This is a genomic window from Rhodococcus sp. DN22 (genome assembly GCF_036669995.1).
Lineage (GTDB): Bacteria > Actinomycetota > Actinomycetes > Mycobacteriales > Mycobacteriaceae > Rhodococcus_F > Rhodococcus_F erythropolis.
Map to the genome: position 1 here is coordinate 4,128,417 of NZ_CP133326.1, position 19,084 is coordinate 4,147,500.

At 62.9% G+C, this 19,084-nt stretch carries 13 protein-coding genes and 2 rRNA genes (1 of these 15 running past the window's edge); 7 read left to right on the forward strand and 8 right to left on the reverse strand.

The features are described 5' to 3' along the window. Positions 1 to 67 precede the first annotated feature (67 nt). Complete coding sequence (glgP, locus tag RA302_RS18795) at positions 68 to 2,668, reverse strand: alpha-glucan family phosphorylase (protein WP_030537902.1); 2,601 nt, start codon at positions 2,666 to 2,668, stop codon at positions 68 to 70. Positions 2,669 to 2,845: 177 nt separating this feature from the next. On the opposite strand from glgP, the gene RA302_RS18800 reads away from it, so the two are divergent. The 3 genes from RA302_RS18800 to RA302_RS18810 are packed head-to-tail and all read left to right on the forward strand — an operon-like array spanning position 2,846 to position 8,519. Further along, positions 2,846 to 4,870 (forward strand): alpha-1,4-glucan--maltose-1-phosphate maltosyltransferase, encoded by a 2,025-nt coding sequence (locus RA302_RS18800; RefSeq protein ID WP_003945303.1) that lies wholly within the window; start codon positions 2,846 to 2,848, stop codon positions 4,868 to 4,870. Continuing rightward, positions 4,870 to 7,071, forward strand: a complete 2,202-nt coding sequence (gene glgB / locus RA302_RS18805; protein ID WP_338477490.1) for a 1,4-alpha-glucan branching protein GlgB — start codon at positions 4,870 to 4,872, stop codon at positions 7,069 to 7,071. The genes RA302_RS18800 and glgB overlap by 1 nt, the downstream gene beginning before the upstream one ends. Then, the gene (locus RA302_RS18810) at positions 7,071 to 8,519 is read left to right on the forward strand and encodes a neutral zinc metallopeptidase (protein ID WP_070160882.1); all 1,449 of its coding nucleotides are present in this window, start codon (positions 7,071 to 7,073) and stop codon (positions 8,517 to 8,519) included. Before glgB ends, RA302_RS18810 begins: the two co-directional genes overlap by 1 nt. Positions 8,520 to 8,537: 18 nt before the next feature. On the opposite strand, the gene RA302_RS18815 is transcribed toward RA302_RS18810, so the two are convergent. From RA302_RS18815 to RA302_RS18825, 3 genes are all read right to left on the reverse strand, one after another. Next, positions 8,538 to 9,434, reverse strand: coding sequence for a tetratricopeptide repeat protein (locus RA302_RS18815; RefSeq protein WP_030537899.1), 897 nt, complete (start codon positions 9,432 to 9,434; stop codon positions 8,538 to 8,540). A 105-nt stretch (positions 9,435 to 9,539) separates the two neighbouring features. Next, positions 9,540 to 9,902 (reverse strand): DUF3817 domain-containing protein, encoded by a 363-nt coding sequence (locus RA302_RS18820; RefSeq protein ID WP_007733255.1) that lies wholly within the window; start codon positions 9,900 to 9,902, stop codon positions 9,540 to 9,542. Between the two features lie 100 nt (positions 9,903 to 10,002). Continuing rightward, positions 10,003 to 11,196 (reverse strand): acetyl-CoA C-acetyltransferase, encoded by a 1,194-nt coding sequence (locus RA302_RS18825; protein WP_070159775.1) that lies wholly within the window; start codon positions 11,194 to 11,196, stop codon positions 10,003 to 10,005. A 107-nt stretch (positions 11,197 to 11,303) separates the two neighbouring features. Here RA302_RS18825 and mce point away from each other — a divergent pair, with 107 nt between their 5' ends. Further along, the gene (gene mce / locus RA302_RS18830; RefSeq protein ID WP_007733251.1) at positions 11,304 to 11,777 is read left to right on the forward strand and encodes a methylmalonyl-CoA epimerase; all 474 of its coding nucleotides are present in this window, start codon (positions 11,304 to 11,306) and stop codon (positions 11,775 to 11,777) included. A 40-nt stretch (positions 11,778 to 11,817) separates the two neighbouring features. Beyond that, positions 11,818 to 12,876 carry a hypothetical protein gene (locus tag RA302_RS18835; protein ID WP_007733248.1) on the forward strand — a complete coding sequence of 353 codons (1,059 nt, stop codon included), beginning with the start codon at positions 11,818 to 11,820 and terminating at the stop codon, positions 12,874 to 12,876. A gap of 7 nt (positions 12,877 to 12,883) precedes the next feature. Here RA302_RS18835 and RA302_RS18840 read toward each other — a convergent pair whose 3' ends face one another. Both RA302_RS18840 and nucS read right to left on the reverse strand, forming a co-directional pair. Then, entirely contained in the window at positions 12,884 to 13,228 is a 345-nt protein-coding gene (locus tag RA302_RS18840; RefSeq protein ID WP_054828484.1) for a hypothetical protein, read from the reverse strand. A 19-nt stretch (positions 13,229 to 13,247) separates the two neighbouring features. Next, a complete protein-coding gene (gene nucS / locus RA302_RS18845; protein ID WP_007733244.1) occupies positions 13,248 to 13,922 on the reverse strand; it encodes an endonuclease NucS in 675 nt (224 codons plus the stop codon). 42 nt (positions 13,923 to 13,964) lie between these two features. Here nucS and RA302_RS18850 point away from each other — a divergent pair, with 42 nt between their 5' ends. Both RA302_RS18850 and RA302_RS18855 read left to right on the forward strand, forming a co-directional pair. Then, a complete protein-coding gene (locus RA302_RS18850) occupies positions 13,965 to 15,557 on the forward strand; it encodes an adenylate/guanylate cyclase domain-containing protein (protein WP_063316266.1) in 1,593 nt (530 codons plus the stop codon). 141 nt (positions 15,558 to 15,698) lie between these two features. Then, a complete protein-coding gene (locus RA302_RS18855) occupies positions 15,699 to 16,325 on the forward strand; it encodes a dihydrofolate reductase family protein (protein WP_042452406.1) in 627 nt (208 codons plus the stop codon). Positions 16,326 to 16,613: 288 nt separating this feature from the next. Here RA302_RS18855 and rrf read toward each other — a convergent pair. Together rrf and RA302_RS18865 are read right to left on the reverse strand one after the other, a co-directional pair. After that, positions 16,614 to 16,730: ribosomal RNA gene (gene rrf, locus RA302_RS18860) — 5S ribosomal RNA — on the reverse strand. A gap of 153 nt (positions 16,731 to 16,883) precedes the next feature. Next, positions 16,884 to 19,084, reverse strand: a 23S ribosomal RNA gene (locus RA302_RS18865) (it continues 932 nt past the right edge of the window).

Genomic DNA, 19,084 nt, shown 5'->3' on the forward strand with positions numbered 1-19,084 from the left:
CCAGTTCTCACGCGGGCACAATTCTGCCCCGGTACCGACCGAACGGACCGGGGCAGAATGTATTACGTCAGACGCTCGGAGTGGTCACCAACCCGAGTTCGGAGGCATCGACCAACAACCGGTGATGCGGCAACACCCGCACGGTGTAACCCACGGAGCCGGAGACCGGAAGCGCAACCTCGGCTTCGAAGATCTCGGCACCGTCCTCGGTTCCGAAATGTGTCATCGGGAACGTCACCACGTCGGTGAGTTCCTCGCCTGGGCTGACGCGTCCCAGGACTGCCTGAACCTCCACATCCGAGACCGACAAGCCGCCGAGGCGGACCTTGGCTTTCAAAGAGATGGTCGCACCGATCTCCGGGGTGTCCGGCAGGCCGGAACCGTCAACCTGCTCGACGGCGACCGACGGCCACTGCGACTCGATACGGCGACGGAACTCGGCCACCTCACGCGCGCCGGCAAAATCGTCCGCCACTACCGCTCGAGCTGATTCCGCCGAAGGGGCGTAGTAGTCGACGGCGTAGTCACGAACCATGCGTGATGCCAACACCTTCGGGCCCAGATTCTCGAGGGTGTGGCGAACCCTCTCGACCCAGCGCGTCGGCAGATCGGCTGCATCACGGTCGTAGAACGTCGGCAGTACCGCGTGCTCGAGAAGTTCGTAGAGGGCGCTGGCTTCCAGATCGTCACGCCGCACGTCGTCGAGAACACCGTCGGCCGTCGGAATGGCCCACCCGTTCTCGCCGTCGTACATCTCGTCCCACCATCCGTCGCGAATGGAGAGGTTGAGGCCGCCGTTGAGCGCGGATTTCATGCCGGAAGTACCGCACGCCTCGAGGGGGCGAAGCGGGTTGTTGAGCCACACGTCGCAGCCCCAGTACAGGTAGCGGGCCATCGACATGTCGTAATCAGGCAGGAAGACGATGCGGTGACGCACATCCGCTTCGTCGGCGAACCGCACGACCTGCTGGATGAGTGCCTTACCGCCGTCGTCGGCGGGGTGCGACTTGCCGGCCACCACCAACTGCACCGGACGTTTCTCGTCGAGCAACATCGCACGCAGACGCTCGGGATCACGCAGCATCAGCGTCAACCGCTTGTACGTCGGAACGCGCCTCGCGAATCCGACTGTCAAGACGTTGGGATCGAATACTCCAGTGGTCCAGCCGAGTTCGGCCTCGGTCGCGCCGCGTTCGAGCCAGGACGCTCGGACGCGACGACGAACTTCGTCGACCAACTTGCCGCGCAACGCATTACGTGTTTCCCACAGTTCGGTGGCCGACAACTCGTGCAGGCGCTCCCACCCGCGTGCTTCTTCGAGTTGCTCCTGACCGACGATCCGCCTGGCCACGTCCATCCACTCCGGCGCCGCCCACGTCGGCGCGTGAACACCGTTGGTGACCGAACCGATCGGCACCTCGTCGGCGTCGAAGCCCGGCCAGAGACCATTGAACATGTCGCGGCTGACGATGCCGTGCAACTTCGAGACGCCGTTGGCTCGCTGGCCCAGGCGAAGACCCATGTGCGCCATGTTGAAGATCGACGGATCGGCTTCACGCCCCATCCCGACGATGCGGTCGACGGTCAGGCCGGGAAGCAAACTCGATTCGTTCTCGCCGTTCGCTCCGCCGAAGTAGTGACGGACCAGATCCGCCGGGAAGCGGTCGATTCCGGCGGGAACCGGAGTGTGCGTCGTGAAGACCGTTCCGGCACGGACCGCGGCCAGAGCCGAATCGAAGTCCAGACCGCTGGTGGTGACAAGTTCCCGAATCCGTTCGATGCCGAGGAATCCGGCATGCCCCTCGTTCATGTGGAACACCTCGGGATCGGGCAATCCGTACGCCGCGGTGTAGGCGCGCACCGCGCGGACGCCGCCGATACCCGCGAGGATCTCCTGCTTGATGCGGTGATCCTGGTCCCCGCCGTAGAGACGGTCCGTGACGCCGCGCAGATCCGCGTCGTTCTCGGCGATGTCGGAATCGAGCAGCAGCAACGGCACTCGTCCGACCTGAGCGATCCACACTCGCGCACGCAGCACCCGGCCACCGGGCATGGCGACGTGAATGACGACCGGCGATCCGTCTTCGGAAGCCGGGCCTGCGTCCGTCAGCAAACGAAGAGGCAACCCTTGAGGGTCGTGCGGCGGGTAGTGCTCGGCCTGCCAACCGTCGGCGGTCAGCGACTGGCGGAAGTAGCCGGATCGGTAGAGCAGTCCGACGCCGATGAGCGGCAGCCCGAGGTCGGACGCGGCCTTGAGGTGATCGCCCGCCAGGATGCCCAATCCACCGGAGTAGTTGGGCAGAACTTCGCTGACTCCGAACTCCATGGAGAAGTACGCAATTCCGCCGGCTAACGATGTGCCCTTGGCCTGCTGGGACTGATACCAACGCGGGGTGCTCAGATAAGCATCGAGATCGGCTGCTGCAGTGTCGAGGTCACCGAGAAATGCCTCGTCACTGCTGAGTTCGTCGAGACGGGTGGGGTCGACTTCCCCGAGCATGCGGACCGGATCGAACTGGACTGCTTGCCAGAGTTCGGGGTCGAGTCGCGAGAACAGATCCTGTGTCTCGGGATGCCACGACCACCGAAGGTTGGTGGACAGGGGGCCGAGCGCGGCGAGGCGCTCCGGAAGGTGGGCTCGGACAGTGAACCGACGCAAGGCTTTCACCCCGCGAACCCTAGTCGAGTTCCTTGCACTCTGTCCGGTGGAACCGAACGCCCGAGCCGACCTGACCACCGACAGACCCGAATTCGTCGTTATCAGCACTCCAGCGCCGCACCCACTACGGTTGAACCCGGCGAAAGAAAGTTTTACCGCGATCCATCACCAGAAATGGAGCTTCCCGTGTCAGGACGCCTCGGTATCGACGACGTGGTACCCGAGATCTCGGGTAACTATCCGGCAAAGGCCGTGGTCGGTGAAGTCTTCCCAGTGCACGCCACCGTGTGGCGAGAAGGCCACGACGCCATTTCCGCCACTTTGGTCGTGCGTGGTCCGCGCGGTACCAAGCCGCTGCGCATTCCGATGGACCCCGGCACCGAACCGGACACCGTCGACGCGGTGTTCACACCGTCCGCCGAAGGTATGTGGTCGTTCCGGATCGAGGCGTGGAGCGATCCCATCGCCACCTGGAAGCACGCCGTGGAAGCGAAACTCGCCGTCGGGCAAGGGGCGGCCGAGTTGGCCAACGACCTGGAAATCGGTGCGCGCCTGTTCGAACAGGCCGCGCACGAGGTACCGCGGGGCAACAGGTCCAGGCTCGAGGCCGTCACGGCGTCGCTGCGCAGCGATCAGGCGCTGACTGCTCGCGTCGCGCCGGCCTTCGCCTCCGACGTCGCCGAACTGCTCCGCGCCACTCCGCTCCGTGAACTGGTCACCAAGGGCGAGTCCCACCCCGTCGTCGTCGATCGCAACCGTGCACTGTTCGGATCGTGGTACGAGTTCTTCCCCCGCTCGACGGGCGGTTGGGACGAGAACGGGGTGCCGCAACACGGTACTTTCCGAACCTCGGCCGAAGACCTACCCCGCATCGCCGCAATGGGTTTCGACGTCGTCTACCTTCCGCCGATCCATCCCATCGGCGAGATCAACCGCAAGGGACGCAACAACACTCTCACTCCCGAACCCGGTGACGTCGGCTCGCCGTGGGCCATCGGCTCGGTCGACGGCGGGCACGACGCTGTTCACCCGCAACTCGGCACGCTCAAGGACTTCAAGGCCTTCGTCGCTGCGGCCCGCAGGCTCGATCTCGAAGTGGCACTGGATCTCGCGCTGCAGTGCGCCCCGGATCATCCATGGGCCAAGAAGCATCCGGAGTGGTTCAACGTCCTTCCCGACGGCACCATCGCCTACGCCGAGAACCCGCCCAAGAAGTATCAGGACATCTACCCGATCAACTTCGACACCGATCCTCGCGGTCTGGACAAGGAAATCTTGCGAGTCGTCCGACACTGGATCAGTGCCGGCGTCAAGATCTTCCGGGTAGACAACCCGCACACCAAGCCGCCGAACTTCTGGGAGACGCTCATCTCGGAGGTCAAGAAGACCGACCCCGACGTCCTGTTCCTCGCCGAGGCATTCACTCGTCCGGCGCGCATGTACGGCCTTGCCCGGCGCGGGTTCACGCAGTCGTACACGTACTTCACCTGGCGAGTTGCGAAGTGGGAACTCACCGAATTCGGTAACGAGCTGGCGGCGAAGGCCGACGAAGCCCGACCGAACCTCTTCGTGAACACGCCGGACATCCTGCACGAGTCCCTCCAGCACGGTGGGCCCGGAATGTTCGCTCTACGAGCAGCTCTCGCCGCCACCCTGGCGCCGACGTGGGGCGTCTACTCCGGTTACGAACTCTACGAACACCAAGCCGTTCGCCCCGGCAGCGAGGAATACCTCGACTCCGAGAAGTACGAACTTCGGCCGCGCCGTTTCGCCGAAGCAGCAGCGCGAGGCGAGTCTCTCGAGCCGTGGATCACCGCGCTCAACCGCATCCGGCGTGCACATCCGGCCCTGCAACAGTTGCGGAACCTGCACTTTCACCACATCGACAACGACGCGTTGATCGCCTACTCGAAGTTCGACGCCTCGACCGGTGACGCCGTCCTGACGGTGATCAACCTCAACCCGTTCGCTGCAGAAGAGGGCACCGTCTGGTTGGACATGCCGGCGCTCGGACGCGAATGGCACGACCACATGACCGTGCTCGACGAGGTAACCGGTGAGCAGTTCAATTGGGGCCAAGCCAATTTCGTCCGCCTCGAGCCCTGGCGTTCGGTGGCGCACATCCTCGCGCTCCCACCCGTTCCGTATCCGGCCCGGATCTCTCTGGCCTACCAAGCACGCAATGCGCACCGCGCAGGTGGAGGCAAGTGATGTCAACCGAGAAGTTCCCTTCGGGTATCGCACCGGACAATCACGATCTGGAGCTGTTGGCGCGCGGTGAACATCACGATCCGCACAGTGTCCTCGGCGCCCATCCCCACGCCGACGGCACCGTTCTGCGTGCGTTGCGTCCCAACGCCGAGTCCGTCAGTGCCGTCATCGGCGGCAAAAACTTTCCTCTCGAACATGTTTCGAACGGAATCTTCGCGGCTCTAATCCCCTACCCCGACCTGATCGACTATCGCTATTCCGTGACGTACCCGGGTGGACACACGGTTCTCGCAGCCGACCCTTACCGGTTCCTGCCTACTCTCGGTGAACTCGACCTACACCTGTTCGGCGAAGGTCGGCACGAACGATTGTGGGACATCCTCGGTGCACATCCGCGTTCTTACGAGACACCGGATGGACCCGTCGACGGCACCTCGTTCGCCGTCTGGGCTCCGGCCGCCCGCGGCGTGACCGTCGTCGGCGACTTCGACGGGTGGAGTGGGCAATTCGCCCCCATGCGAGTCCTCGGATCCACTGGGGTCTGGGAACTCTTCCTGCCCGACATCGCAGTCGGTTCGCTGTACAAGTTCCGGGTCCACGGCCACGACGGCTCCGTTCGCGACAAGGCCGATCCCATGGCATTCGGTACCGAGGTCCCGCCGGCGACTGCATCGCGAGTGACCACCAGTTCGCATGAGTGGAACGACGCGGCCTGGCTCGAAACCCGCGCCGGTGTCGATCCTTCGCAGTCCCCGATGAGCGTGTACGAGGTGCACCTCGGATCGTGGCGTCCCGGGCTCGACTACCGGCAGATGGCCGAGCAACTCGCCGTCTACGTCACCGAAACCGGATTCACCCACGTCGAACTGCTGCCCGTCTCCGAGCATCCGTTCGGTGGATCGTGGGGATACCAGGTCACCTCGTACTACGCACCGACCTCCCGCTTCGGCACCCCGGACGACTTCCGCTGGTTCGTCGACCACCTGCACGCCGCAGGGATAGGTGTCATCGTCGACTGGGTGCCTGCACACTTCCCCAAAGACGAGTGGGCCCTGGCTCGTTTCGACGGAACTCCCCTGTACGAGCACGCCGATCCGCGTCGCGGCGAGCAGTTGGACTGGGGCACATACGTATTCGACTTCGGTCGCCGCGAGGTGCGCAACTTCCTCGTCGCCAATGCACTCTTCTGGCTCGAGGAGTTCCACATCGACGGACTTCGCGTCGACGCTGTCGCATCGATGCTGTACCTGGACTACTCACGCCCGGAAGGTGGATGGACTCCCAACATTCACGGCGGCCGCGAGAATCTCGAAGCCGTTGCGTTCCTGCAGGAGATGAACGCCACCGTCCACAAGAACCATCGAGGAGTCGTCACCGTCGCCGAGGAGTCGACGGCGTGGCCCGGAGTCACTCGGGCGACCAATGTCGGCGGCCTCGGATTCAACATGAAGTGGAACATGGGGTGGATGCACGACACCCTCGGGTTCCTCGGTCACGACCCGGTACACCGGACCTACCACCATCACGAGATCACGTTCTCACTGATGTACGCGTGGAGTGAGAACTACCTGCTACCGATCAGCCATGACGAAGTGGTGCACGGCAAAGGAACTCTGTGGACCCGGATGCCCGGGAACGACTTCGCCAAGGCGTCCGGCCTGCGCTCACTGCTTGCGTACATGTGGGCGCATCCAGGCAAGCAACTGCTGTTCATGGGACAGGAGTTCGGTCAGAGTGCGGAATGGTCGGAAGAACGCGGCCTCGACTGGTGGCAGCTCGACGATCAGTACACCGGCACTCTCCATTGCGGCGTCCAGCGACTGGTCGGCGATCTCAACTCCGCGTACCGACGTCATCCGGCCATGTGGACCCTCGACACCTCGCCCGGTGGATACTCCTGGATCGACGCCAACGACACCGAGAACAACGTCCTCAGTTTTCTGCGTTACGGTACTGACGGTTCGATTGTCGCCTGCCTGTTCAACTTCTCGGGCAGTGAGCACTCGAGCTACCGCGTCGGGCTACCAGAGCCCGGCCGATGGGTGGAAATTCTCAACACCGATGCCGAGGTGTACGGCGGCTCCGGAGTCGGGAACCTCGGAGCGGTCACGGCAACGTCGCATTCGTGGCACGGTCGGCCAGCCTCCGCGCAGGTGGCGCTGCCAGCTGCTGGAGCGATTTGGATAAGTCTGGAGCGTTGATGGTCGGCCGGCGAGTAGTCATTGTCACGTCGTCACTGTTGGGAGTGGCCGCACTGCTCGCCGGTTGTGCCCAGGGAACGAGTGGCCACGCCGTCTCGATTTATCACGATCCCTTCCGCGTCGCCGGACTCGACGCAACGGCAGGACCAAGTGGGTTGCGTCCGGGAGCCCCCAACGCCGACCGAGCAATCACCGGCACCGACGGCGGGGACATCGACGCGCTGGCAGCCAACGCCATCACAGACATCGAAACCTACTGGGCCGCCGAGTACCCGGCTCTGTTCGACAAGCCCTTCGAACCGGTCGACGAGCTGATCTCGTGGGACCCCACCGAATCGAACGGCCCGGACTTCTGTGAGGAGACCACCGAAGAACTCATCAACGCCGGGTACTGCAGCATCGATCACACCATCGGTTGGGATCGTGAATTGCTGCTGCCCGAGGTGCGGGAGAAGTTCGGTGACGTGGCCGTCGCGTTCATCTTTGCGCACGAGTACGGCCATGCCGTTCAACGCAAGGCCGGGATCGTCGGCGGTAAACGAGACGCAGCCCTGGTCCGCGAACAGCAAGCCGACTGTTTCGGTGGCGCCTTCTTGCGGCACGTCGCCGAGGACAAGGCCGCGCACTTCACGATGAACACCTCCGACGGACTCAACAAGGTGTTGGCGTCGGCGGTCGCCATCCGCGACGAAGACCCTAATGATCCTGAGAGCCACCATGGTTCGGCGTTCGAGCGCGTCACCGCCACTCAGATCGGCTTCACCGACGGCGCCGGTGCGTGCGCGAAGATGGACGCCGACGAAATCGAGTCACGACGTGCAGACCTCCCGCAGCAATTCGCCGAGGGCAACGATTCCGGAGAACTGCCCGTCACCGAGGCAACTCTCGACGAGTTCGTGAAGACCTTCCAAGCGATCTTCGATCTACCGCAGCCACCGAAGGTCGTGTTCACCGGCGCAGACACCGGGTGCAGCGATGCCGTTGCGACCGAACCCGTATCGTACTGCCCGTCGACGAACACCATCGGAATCAGCGTCGACGACCTTGCCGAGCGCGGCACGCCGGGTCGCGTCGGGCGACGCGAGTTGATCCAGACCAACATCACCGGTGACTACAACGCCTATGTCCTGCTCGCGTCGAGGTACACCCTCGCGATGCAGAAGGAGAACGGCCAATCGCTCGACACTCCGCAGACTGCCCTGCGCGCCGCCTGCCTGTCCGGCGTCATCACCGCAGCGCTCAGTCCCACCAACGCCGCGGCGTCCGGAGCACAGGTCACACTCTCCCCCGGCGACCTCGACGAAGCCGTATCGGGGCTGCTGACCGACGGCCTGGCTGCCAGTGACGTCAACGGTGAGACGGTTCCGAGCGGGTTCGCACGTGTCGACGCGTTCCGGACCGGCGTTCTCGGTGGCCGGGAAGTGTGCGACAGCCGCTACACGGAGTAGCGACTGCCGGTCCACACGTCAGTAGAGAGCGGAAGCCAACTTACGACGGGCCGCGATGACGATCGGTTCTGCCGGGTCGAACAGTTCGAACAGTTCGAGCAGGCGCGTCCGAGCGGCAGCCTTGTCGTCGCCGGCAGTTCGCGAGACCACCGAGATCAAGCGGGCGAACGACGCCTCGGGTTGCTGGGCGAACATTTCCAGGTCGGCCGCAGCGAACTGCAGTTCGAGATCGGACGGATCAGCATCCGCGGCCGCAATCGACTCGGGATCGACACCCTGAACCCGAGCCATGAACTTCACCTGGCGGACAGCGCTCTTGGCCTCCGCATTGTTGGGTTCGGCGTCGAGAATTTCCTGGTACGCAGCGATGGCGGCGTCGAGATCGCCCTCGTCCAGCGCGGTTTCAGCGGCCACGAAGCGAGGATCCTCGACCTCCTCCACCGGTTCGTCCGCGTCGGAGACCGGCCCACTCAACTTGCCCTCGACAGCTTGGAGGACTGCGTCGAACCACTGGCTGAGCTGCGCCTCTGGCTGAGCGCCCTGAAAATCGGCCAATGGCTGACCAGCCGCGACAGCAACAACCGTCGGAACCGACTGGACGCCGAATGCCTGCGCGATACGAGGGCTCACGTCGACGTCGACGTTGGCAAGAATCCACTTGCCACCGGCTCGCGCTGCAAATGATTCGAGAACTTCGGTGAACACGACCGAGGGCTCGTATGCGCGGCCACCGATGTTGACGATCACCGGCACCTGGCTCGACTTCAGCAGGACTTCGCTTTCGAAGTTCTCCTCGGTCACCTCGATCACTGCCCCGGAGACAGCAGAAACGGCCCCGTCGCCGCTGGTGTTACGCGGCGGTGGTGGGGCCGTGGCCCGCTCTTTGAAGGCGGACAAGTCGACTGCGCCGCTCATGGCGGCAGCAACTGCGGACGAACGCGCGGGGGGCCTGGAACCTGGTCGAGTCACGGCTCCCAGTTTGTCACGAGTTGCGAGAAGCTACGTAGAGGGATGCAGCACTCAGACGAGCGCCGCGTTGCCCTTGGACGCATCGAACTCCGTGGACAGCTCACCGAGCTTGCCGTTTCGCACTGCCCAGCGTTCGAAGATGACGGTGCCGAAGGGCGGAACGCTCGAGATCAGCGCAAGGATCGTGGTCTTGACGTCCCACTTGAGCGACCACGCGGTCAGGAGTGCAACAACGATGAACACCAGGAAGCCGGCGGTTCCGTGGACCATTCCGGGGATGCGAATCGCTTCTTCGTGTCCGAGGACCCACTTGAAGAACATGGCAACCAGCAAGGCCGCCCAGGTCACAGCTTCCCACCACGCCACCAGACGGAAGCGTTTCGCGGGAGTGGATACGTCAAAGATGTTCGCCATGAGGCCATTGTGCCCGAACAACTACGACGCCCCGTAGTTGTGTGAGCAAAACCACGGGGCGTCGCAGAGCGAGAGCACTCGTTCAGGTGTATTTAGACACTCAGGCCTTGGGGACGCGGACGATGAGTGCGTCGCCTTGTCCGCCGCCGCCGCAGAGTGCGGCTGCGCCGATGCCGCCGCCGCGGCGTTGCAGTTCGAGGGCGAGGTGCAGGGCGATGCGGGCGCCGGACATGCCGAGGGGGTGGCCGACGGCGATGGCGCCGCCGTTGACGTTGACCTTGGCGGGGTCGAGGCCGAGTTCGCGGGTGGAGGCGATCCCGACGGCGGCGAATGCTTCGTTGATTTCGACGAGGTCGAGGTCGGTGGGGTCGATGCCTTCCTTCGCGCAGGCTTTGGCGATGGCCCGGGCGGGTTGGGACTGGAGGGTGGAGTCGGGTCCGGCGACGACGCCGTGGGCGCCGATTTCCGCGATCCAGGTCAGGCCGAGTTCTTCGGCTTTAGTTTTGCTCATCACCACGACGGCGGCGGCGCCGTCGGAGATCGGGGAGGCGGAGCCGGCGGTGATGGTGCCGTCCTTGCTGAACGCGGGACGCAGTTTGCCGAGGGATTCGGTGGTGGTGTCGGCGCGGATGCCTTCGTCCTGGGCGAAGACGATGGGCTCGCCCTTGCGTTGGGGGATGGAGACGGGGACGACTTCGTTGTCGAAGAGGCCGTCTTTCCAGGCGCGGGCCGCGTTCTGGTGTGAGGCGGCGGCGAAGGCGTCCTGCTCGGCGCGGGTGATGTGGGCGGTTTCTTGTTGGTTGACCTGTTCGGTGAGCAGGCCCATGGCCTGGTCGGTGAAGATGTCGTGGAGGCCGTCGTAGGCCATGTGGTCGCGGAGGGTGACGTCGCCGTATTTGAAGCCTTCGCGGCTTTTTTCGAGCATGTGGGGTGCGCGGGACATCGATTCCTGCCCGCCGGCGACGACGATGTCGAATTCGCCGGCGCGGATGAGTTGGTCGGCGAGGGCGATGGCGTCGATGCCGGAGAGGCACACTTTGTTGATGCTCAGGGCGGGGACGTTCATGGGGATGCCTGCGGCGACGGCGGCTTGGCGGGCGGGCATCTGGCCGGCGCCGGCGGTGAGGACCTGTCCCATGATGACGTAGTCGACCTGTTCGGGTGCGACTGAGGACTTGTCGAGGGCGCCTTTGATGGCGATGCCGCCGAGGTCGGACCCGGAGAGGTCTTTCAACGATCCGAGGAGTCGACCCATCGGGGTACGAGCTCCCGCAACAATCACAGAACTGGTCACGATTTCCTCCGGCTGCAAAAGAGAGATAGTCGTCGGTTCCGTGCGGCCTAAGAGCCAAGTCACATCCCGACGTGTACTCCTCAAACGGTAGCGCTACCGTGAAAGGTATGACACAGACCTCCCCCAGTTCTGCACTCGCACCTTTGTCGTCCGACCTCGTCGTCGCGATCGATCACGTCGGAATCGCGGTGCCCGATCTCGACGTGGCAATCGAGTGGTACACGCAGCACCTGGGCATGGTGTCGACCCACGAGGAAATCAACGAATCGCAGGGCGTGCGTGAGGCCATGCTCTCCGTCGTCGGCTCCCCCGCCGGATCCACTGCCGTTCAACTGCTCGCGCCTCTGGACGAGAACTCGACCATCGCCAAGTTCATCGACCGAAGCGGCCCCGGCCTCCAGCAGCTCGCCTACCGGGTCACCGACATCGACGCCATCTCCGCCGAACTTCGCGACCGCGGGGTTCGGTTGCTGTACGACGCTCCCCGACGCGGTACGGCCAACTCGCGCATCAACTTCATTCACCCGAAGGACGCCGGCGGCGTCCTGGTGGAACTGGTCGAACCCGACGCGAGCCACTAGCAGACCCGACTCCAGCTCGTATGCCAGGTAGATTGTCGCCATGGCATACGAGCAGGACCGCGGTTCGATCCAACTTCCGTTCCAGATCGCACGGAAGGGATACGACCGCGACGAGGTACGTAACTACTTCGAGCGATTCGACGCGGAGCTGCGAGTTACCGCGGCAGATCGTGATGCTGCCGCTGCGCAGGCCCGTGACCTCGCCAAGCAGCTCGACGATGCACGCGACGACATCGACGACCTCCGCAAGGACGTCGACCGCCTCTCGGTACCGCCCACCACTGCGGAGGGCATGAGCGATCGCATCAGCCGCATGCTGCGCCTTGCCTCCGACGAGGCCTCGGAGGTGCGCGCGAAGGCCGAAGCCGACGCAGCCGAGATGACCTCCATCGCCGAACAGGACGGCGCTCGCCTACGTGGGCACTACGAGTCGCTGATCGCCGAACTCGAGGACCGTCGCAACGCGATGGAAACCATGCACGAGCAGACCATGGCGCAGGCCCGTACCGAAGCCGCCCGGATCGTCGAAGCCGCGCAGGCCGAGCGGGATCGACTGGCTGCCGAGTCCGAGGCCAAGCGCACTCAGATCCGCGAAGACTTCGACATCTCGATGTCGGAGCGCCGCGCCAAGGTCGTCGCCGCCGTCAACGAGCTGGAGTCGTCGAGCAAAGCAGAGGCCGAGCGTCGACTCGCCGATGCGTCGCACGAGGCTCAGCGCAGGCTGCAGGCCGCCACTGATCAGTCCGAGCGCAAGATCGCTCACGCGAAGGAACTCACCGAAGAACTGCGCGTTCTCCGTGGCCGAATCCTGGCTCAGCTCTTGGGCATTCGCGGACAACTCGATTCGGTTCCGGCTATGCTCGCATCGGTCAACCGGGAGAGCGAACTCCTCGATGCACCGCCCGCTCCGGTCATCGTCGAAGCCGAGGAAGATCTCGAGATCGAAGACAAGAAGGCCGACGCAGATAAGGTCGACGCAGATCCGGTCAAATCAGAACCGAGTATCGACGAAGACGACGTTCTCGAGGACTCGGACGAGACGAACACCGCCGAGATCGACACCCGCGCCGTCGAGCAGCGAGCCCAGTCCAGGAACTGATCGACGCTCAGGACCACCGTCTGGTCAGGCTGCGCGTACCGCGGCCTGACCAGCATCCGGTATGCCAGTGTCGACGCTCGTTCGCGCCGCCCGGTTCCGAAGGCCACGTCACCACGTGAGCGACGCCGGGTCTGATGTCGTGATCACAACCGGGGCATCGATAGAACTTCGTCGCGTTGGAGCCGGGTATCGGCCTCACCATGTACATTTCACCGCCCGGCCCGGGTTCCTCCCGGACCAGCGCTCCGCCGAACAACACGCCGCTTGGTGACGCCGACTCCGCGCTCGAATCCCGAGCACGCCGAGTATCCGTTCGACGGGTTTGCTTCGGCGAAGGTTTGCGGCGCGGCATGGTTCGAGTCTAAACAGCGTCAGAAGAGGCGGAACTCGGTGCTTTCGGTGCCCCGCAAGGCCTCGTAGTCAAGGACCAGGCAACGGATCCCACGGTCGTTGGCCAAAGTCTTTGCCTGCGGCTTGATCTGTTGCGCTGCAAAAACTCCCGTGACCGGCGCGAGCAGCGGATCGCGGTTGAGCAATTCGAGGTAGCGCGTCAACTGCTCGACGCCGTCGATCTCGCCGCGACGCTTGATCTCCACCGCCACCGATGCACCGTCCGCGTCTCGGACCAGAAGGTCGACCGGCCCGATGGCCGTCATGTACTCACGTCGCACCAACGTGTAGCCGGGGCCGAGCGTCTCGACATGCTCCGCCAGAAGTTCTTGAAGGTGTGCCTCGACACCGTCCTTGATCAAACCCGGATCAAGGCCGAGTTCATACGACGAATCGTGCTCGACCTCTTCGAGAGTGATCCGGAGTTCCTCGCCTGCCTTGTTGGTGACGACCCACAGGATGTCGTCGCCGTCCCCGGTGGTCTCGACCAACCAGCACGGCGGACTCATCCAGTTGAGCGGCTTGTACGCCCGATCGTCGGCATGGATACTGACCGAGCCGTCGGCTTTGACCAACAGCAGTCGTCTTGCGGTAGGGAGGTGGGAGGTCAGGCGTCCCACATAGTCGACACGGCAACGAGCAATAACTAGGCGCACCGGACCACCCTAAGCGATCATTACGACTACTCTCGACACACTATGCAGCGAAGCCGTGTCCCGAGTGCGCCCCTGGGGTCGTGGCTGCTCGGATCCACCGACGAAAGCCCCAGGCGCCGCCGAATCCGCGTCCAGGCACTACTCACCGCGCCCCTCCTGGTCACAAACCTGATCGGAGCGGTACTGGCGATCGTGCTCATCGGATTCGTGGTTCCCGGACCCGAGATCATCCACCCCGAATTCGCATGGATCAACTTCATTGCCGTGCCCGTCTTCATCGGGTGTGTCTTTCTCATCGGACTTCTGTGGGGCACCAAACGGCTGATGCGGGATCTTCGATGGGCCACCGAGGATCACCCACCGACAGAGCAGAATCAACGCGCGGCGCTGCGCGGGCCGTGGCGACTGACCCGAGTGCAAGCCGTCCTGTGGACGGCCGCGCTCATCACCTTCACGACCATGTACGGAATCGTCGACCCCGACACTATTCCGAAAGTTCTGTTCACCGTGGCTTTCAGCGGTATCACCACGTGCGCTTTCTGCTACCTGCTCAGCGAGTTCGCACTCCGCCCGATTGCTGCGCGTGCACTCGAATCCGGAGCACCCCGCAAGGCTGCCGTTCTCGGACTGACCGGCCGGACAATCCTCGTCTGGCTGCTCGGAAGCGGAGTCCCCGTCACCGGCTTGATGCTCGTGGCGGTCTTCAGCTTCATCCGGCCTGCATCGTGGCAAGCCCTCGCGATCGCCATCCTCGTCATTGGCGGAATCACCCTGTGCGTCGGACTCGGGCTGACATACATCAACATTCGGTCCGCCGCGGCCCCCATTCGGTCCGTGCGACGAGGAATGGAACAAGTCACCCGTGGCGACCTCACCGCGTCCGTCGTCGTGTACGACGGAACTGAACTGGGACTACTGCAGGCCGGCTTCAATCGCATGGCCGAGGGTCTGCGCGAGCGAGAGCGAATACGCGACCTCTTCGGGCGCCACGTCGGACACGAGGTTGCCGCAAACGCGGTTCGCCGAAACCCGGAACTCGGCGGTGAAGAACGTGACGTTGCCGTACTCTTCGTCGACGTCATCGGATCGACCACCATCGCGGCCACCAACTCCCCTACGGCGGTGGTCGCTCTACTCAACCGTTTCTTCGACGTCATAGTCGACGAGGTCGACGCACACGGCGGATTCGTCAACAAGTTCGAGGGCGACGCAGCGCTGGCGATCTTCGGAGCGCCGACGACACTCGACGATCACGCCGGCAGCGCACTCGCCGCTGCCCGCAAGATTCAGCAGCGCCTGCGTGCCGAGGTTCCGGAAGTGAGCGCGGGAATCGGCGTCGCCGCAGGTGTTGCCGTAGCCGGGAACGTCGGTGCGCGAGAAAGATTCGAGTACACCGTCATCGGTGATCCCGTCAACGAAGCGGCGCGACTGTCCGAAGTTGCCAAGACGGTTCCGGGTAACGTCGCCGCATCCGGTCGGGCTGTGGCTGCCGCTGACAGCGCCGAGGCTGCACAGTGGTCGATCACCGAGAACATCACCCTTCGCGGCCGGCTCGAACAGACCGAGCTCGCGATTCCGTGCGACGCTCTGGAGTCCGAGACCAGCCCGTCAGACTCCGTGCCGGTTCAGCCCTGACCCCACCTCCCCCCTGAGCGAACGGCACGTTCGGTCGATCCAAGGCGATCAACGCCACGTTCGCTCGATGACTTTCCCGCTTCTCGACGGTCTATATCGGCACAGCGGAAATCCGACGACGCCTGGGAGATGGGTACGACTATGAAACTGACGACCTTTACCATCGCCACTCTCGACGGGGTGATGCAAGGACTCGGTGGGCCGGACGAAGATCGGCGAGGTGGATTCGAGCGGGGCGGCTGGTCCGCGCCATTGGTGGACACCGAAGCCATGGATTACCTCGTCCAGGTCTACCAGCGCGCTGACGCGTTCCTGTTCGGGCGACACACGTACGAGATCTTCGCCGGCTATTGGGGCGCGTTCGAGAATCCCGACGTCAACCCCATTGCAAGCGCACTGAATTCGCGGCCCAAGTACCTTGCGTCGACGACGCTCACCGATCCGCAATGGACGAACACGACAGCCCTTTCAGGTGACACCGCCATCGCTCTCGGCGAACTGAAAGCCAGACCCGGCGATGAGCTTCAGGTGCACGGCAGTGGCAACCTGTGCCGCTGGCTTTTCGCGAACGATCTTGTCGACGAGATGATCCTGCTGATCGTTCCGGTGGTGGTAGGCCAGGGCACGCGACTGTTTCCCGACTCCGGACCGGACATCGCACTCGAGCTGGCCGAATCGCGAGCCACATCAAAGGGCGTGACGATTCAGAGGTATCTGCCGGCTGGCCGGCCGAAGTATGCGACTGCCACCGCCGACGGCATCGACTGATCCGGGCAAAGCGCCTGTCGTCCTCAGTCGTGTTCCCGCCCCTGATGGTGTGAACGTACCGTTCCCCTCGCCTAAGAGGGTGAGCGTGTCGTTCACTCGATCCCGGACGGGGTGGTGAGTCGGCGGCGTGTCCGCCCTTGATGGTGCGAACGGTACGTTCGGTCGATCTGAGGCGACGACAGTGCCGTTCGCTCGAAGTCGGGGGGTGCCGGCGACGGGATGTTTCGGGGTGTTTTGGGTACGAGAAAGCCCCCCAACCATCACTGGTTGGGGGGCTTCTCAAGTTGTGTTCGGCGGTGTCCTACTCTCCCACACCCTGTCGAGTGCAGTACCATCGGCGCTGAAGGGCTTAGCTTCCGGGTTCGGAATGGGACCGGGCGTTTCCCCTTCGCTATGACCGCCGTAACTCTATGAAACTGTCACAGTAACCTTCTTCTGATCACCTGGTTTCACCACCCGTCAACACCAGTTTCTGGTGTTGGGGGATGGAGAAAACAGGGTTTCTCATCAGTATCTGTGTGTTGTTTCAGATACCGCACAGTGGACGCGTAGCTTCTTTGTGGTAAGTCCTCGGCCTATTAGTACCAGTCACCTGCATGCATTACTGCACTTCCAGTTCTGGCCTATCAACCCGGTGGTCTGCCGGGGGCCTTACCCCCTCGAGGGGGTGAGAAACCTCATCTTGGAACAGGCTTCCCGCTTAGATGCTTTCAGCGGTTATCCCTTCCGAACGTAGCTAACCAGCGGTGCTCCTGGCGGAACAACTGGCACACCAGAGGTTCGTCCGTCCCGGTCCTCTCGTACTAGGGACAGCCTTCCTCAAGTTTCTAACGCGCGCGGCGGATAGAGACCGAACTGTCTCACGACGTTCTAAACCCAGCTCGCGTGCCGCTTTAATGGGCGAACAGCCCAACCCTTGGGACCTACTCCAGCCCCAGGATGCGACGAGCCGACATCGAGGTGCCAAACCATCCCGTCGATATGGACTCTTGGGGAAGATCAGCCTGTTATCCCCGGGGTACCTTTTATCCGTTGAGCGACACCGCTTCCACTTGCCGGTGCCGGATCACTAGTCCCGACTTTCGTCCCTGCTCGACCTGTCAGTCTCACAGTCAAGCTCCCTTGTGCACTTGCACTCGACACCTGATTGCCAACCAGGCTGAGGGAACCTTTGGGCGCCTCCGTTACATTTTGGGAGGCAACCGCCCCAGTTAAACTACCCACCAGGCACTGTCCCTGAACCAGATCATGGTCCGAGGTTAGAGGTCCAATTCGATCAGAGTGGTATTTCAACAACGACTCCACGATAACTGGCGTCACCGTTTCACAGTCTCCCACCTATCCTACACAAACCGAACCGAACACCAATACCAAGCTGTAGTGAAGGTCCCGGGGTCTTTTCGTCCTGCCGCGCGTAACGAGCATCTTTACTCGTAATGCAATTTCGCCGAGTCTACGGTTGAGACAGCTGAGAAGTCGTTACGCCATTCGTGCAGGTCGGAACTTACCCGACAAGGAATTTCGCTACCTTAGGATGGTTATAGTTACCACCGCCGTTTACTGGGGCTTAAATTCTCAGCTTCGCTCCGAAGAACTAACCGGTCCTCTTAACCTTCCAGCACCGGGCAGGCGTCAGTCCGTATACATCGTCTTACGACTTCGCACGGACCTGTGTTTTTAGTAAACAGTCGCTTCTCACTGGTCTCTGCGGCCCCACCCAGCTCAGACAGTAAATGTCGTCACCAGACAGGGCCCCCCTTCTCCCGAAGTTACGGGGGCATTTTGCCGAGTTCCTTAACCATAGTTATCTCGATCGCCTTAGTATTCTCTACCTGACCACCTGTGTCGGTTTGGGGTACGGGCCGTGTGAAAGCTCGCTAGAGGCTTTTCTCGGCAGCATAGGATCACTGAATTCGCCTCAATCGGCTACGCATCACGTCTCAGGCTATGTGCGACCCGGATTTGCCTAGGTCACGCCCTACACGCTTACACCAGTATTACCACTGACTGGCTCAGCTACCTTCCTGCGTCACCCCATCGCTTGGCTACTACCAGATCAGGTCCCATGCATCCACCAACTCGAGACCCGAAGGTCTTCTCGTGGCTTCAGGATGGTTAGTATCACTGATTCACCATGGGCGCGTTCACACGGGTACGGGAATATCAACCCGTTGTCCATCGGCTACGCCTGTCGGCCTCGTCTTAGGTCCCGACTCACCCTGGGCGGATTAACCTGGCCCAGGAACCCTTGGTCATTCGGCGGACGAGTTTCTCACTCGTCTTTCGCTACTCATGCCTGCATTCTCACTCGTGTGGCCTCCACGGCTAGGTCACCCTGCCGCTTCCATGGCCACACGACGCTCCCCTACCCATCCACACACCTGCCAGAAAATCCTTGGATCAACTGGGGGCTATTGCGTGAATGCCGCAGCTTCGGTGGTGTACTTGAGCCCCGCTACATTGTCGGCGCAGGATCACTTGACCAGTGAGCTATTACGCACTCTTTCAAGGGTGGCTGCTTCTAAGCCAACCTCCTGGTTGTCTTCGCGACCCCACATCCTTTTCCACTTAGTACACGCTTAGGGACCTTAGCTGGCGATCTGGGCTGTTTCCCTCTCGACTACGAACCTTATCGCCCGCAGTCTCACTGCCGCGCTCTCACTCACCGGCATTCGGAGTTTGGCTGATTTCGGTAAGCTTGTGGGCCCCCTAGACCATCCAGTAGCTCTACCTCCGGTGAGAAACACGCGACGCTGCAC

What these genes read in the sequence shown, in the direction of transcription:
- RA302_RS18850 (WP_063316266.1), top strand. Translation starts at nt 13,965, where the DNA reads ATGCAGCGAAGCCGTGTCCCGAGTGCGCCCCTGGGGTCGTGGCTGCTC.
- RA302_RS18855 (WP_042452406.1), top strand. Translation starts at nt 15,699, where the DNA reads ATGAAACTGACGACCTTTACCATCGCCACTCTCGACGGGGTGATGCAA.
- mce (WP_007733251.1), top strand. Translation starts at nt 11,304, where the DNA reads ATGACACAGACCTCCCCCAGTTCTGCACTCGCACCTTTGTCGTCCGAC.
- RA302_RS18820 (WP_007733255.1), bottom strand. Translation starts at nt 9,902, where the DNA reads ATGGCGAACATCTTTGACGTATCCACTCCCGCGAAACGCTTCCGTCTG.
- RA302_RS18815 (WP_030537899.1), bottom strand. Translation starts at nt 9,434, where the DNA reads ATGAGCGGCGCAGTCGACTTGTCCGCCTTCAAAGAGCGGGCCACGGCC.
- glgB (WP_338477490.1), top strand. Translation starts at nt 4,870, where the DNA reads ATGTCAACCGAGAAGTTCCCTTCGGGTATCGCACCGGACAATCACGAT.
- RA302_RS18835 (WP_007733248.1), top strand. Translation starts at nt 11,818, where the DNA reads ATGGCATACGAGCAGGACCGCGGTTCGATCCAACTTCCGTTCCAGATC.
- RA302_RS18810 (WP_070160882.1), top strand. Translation starts at nt 7,071, where the DNA reads ATGGTCGGCCGGCGAGTAGTCATTGTCACGTCGTCACTGTTGGGAGTG.
- RA302_RS18840 (WP_054828484.1), bottom strand. Translation starts at nt 13,228, where the DNA reads ATGCCGCGCCGCAAACCTTCGCCGAAGCAAACCCGTCGAACGGATACT.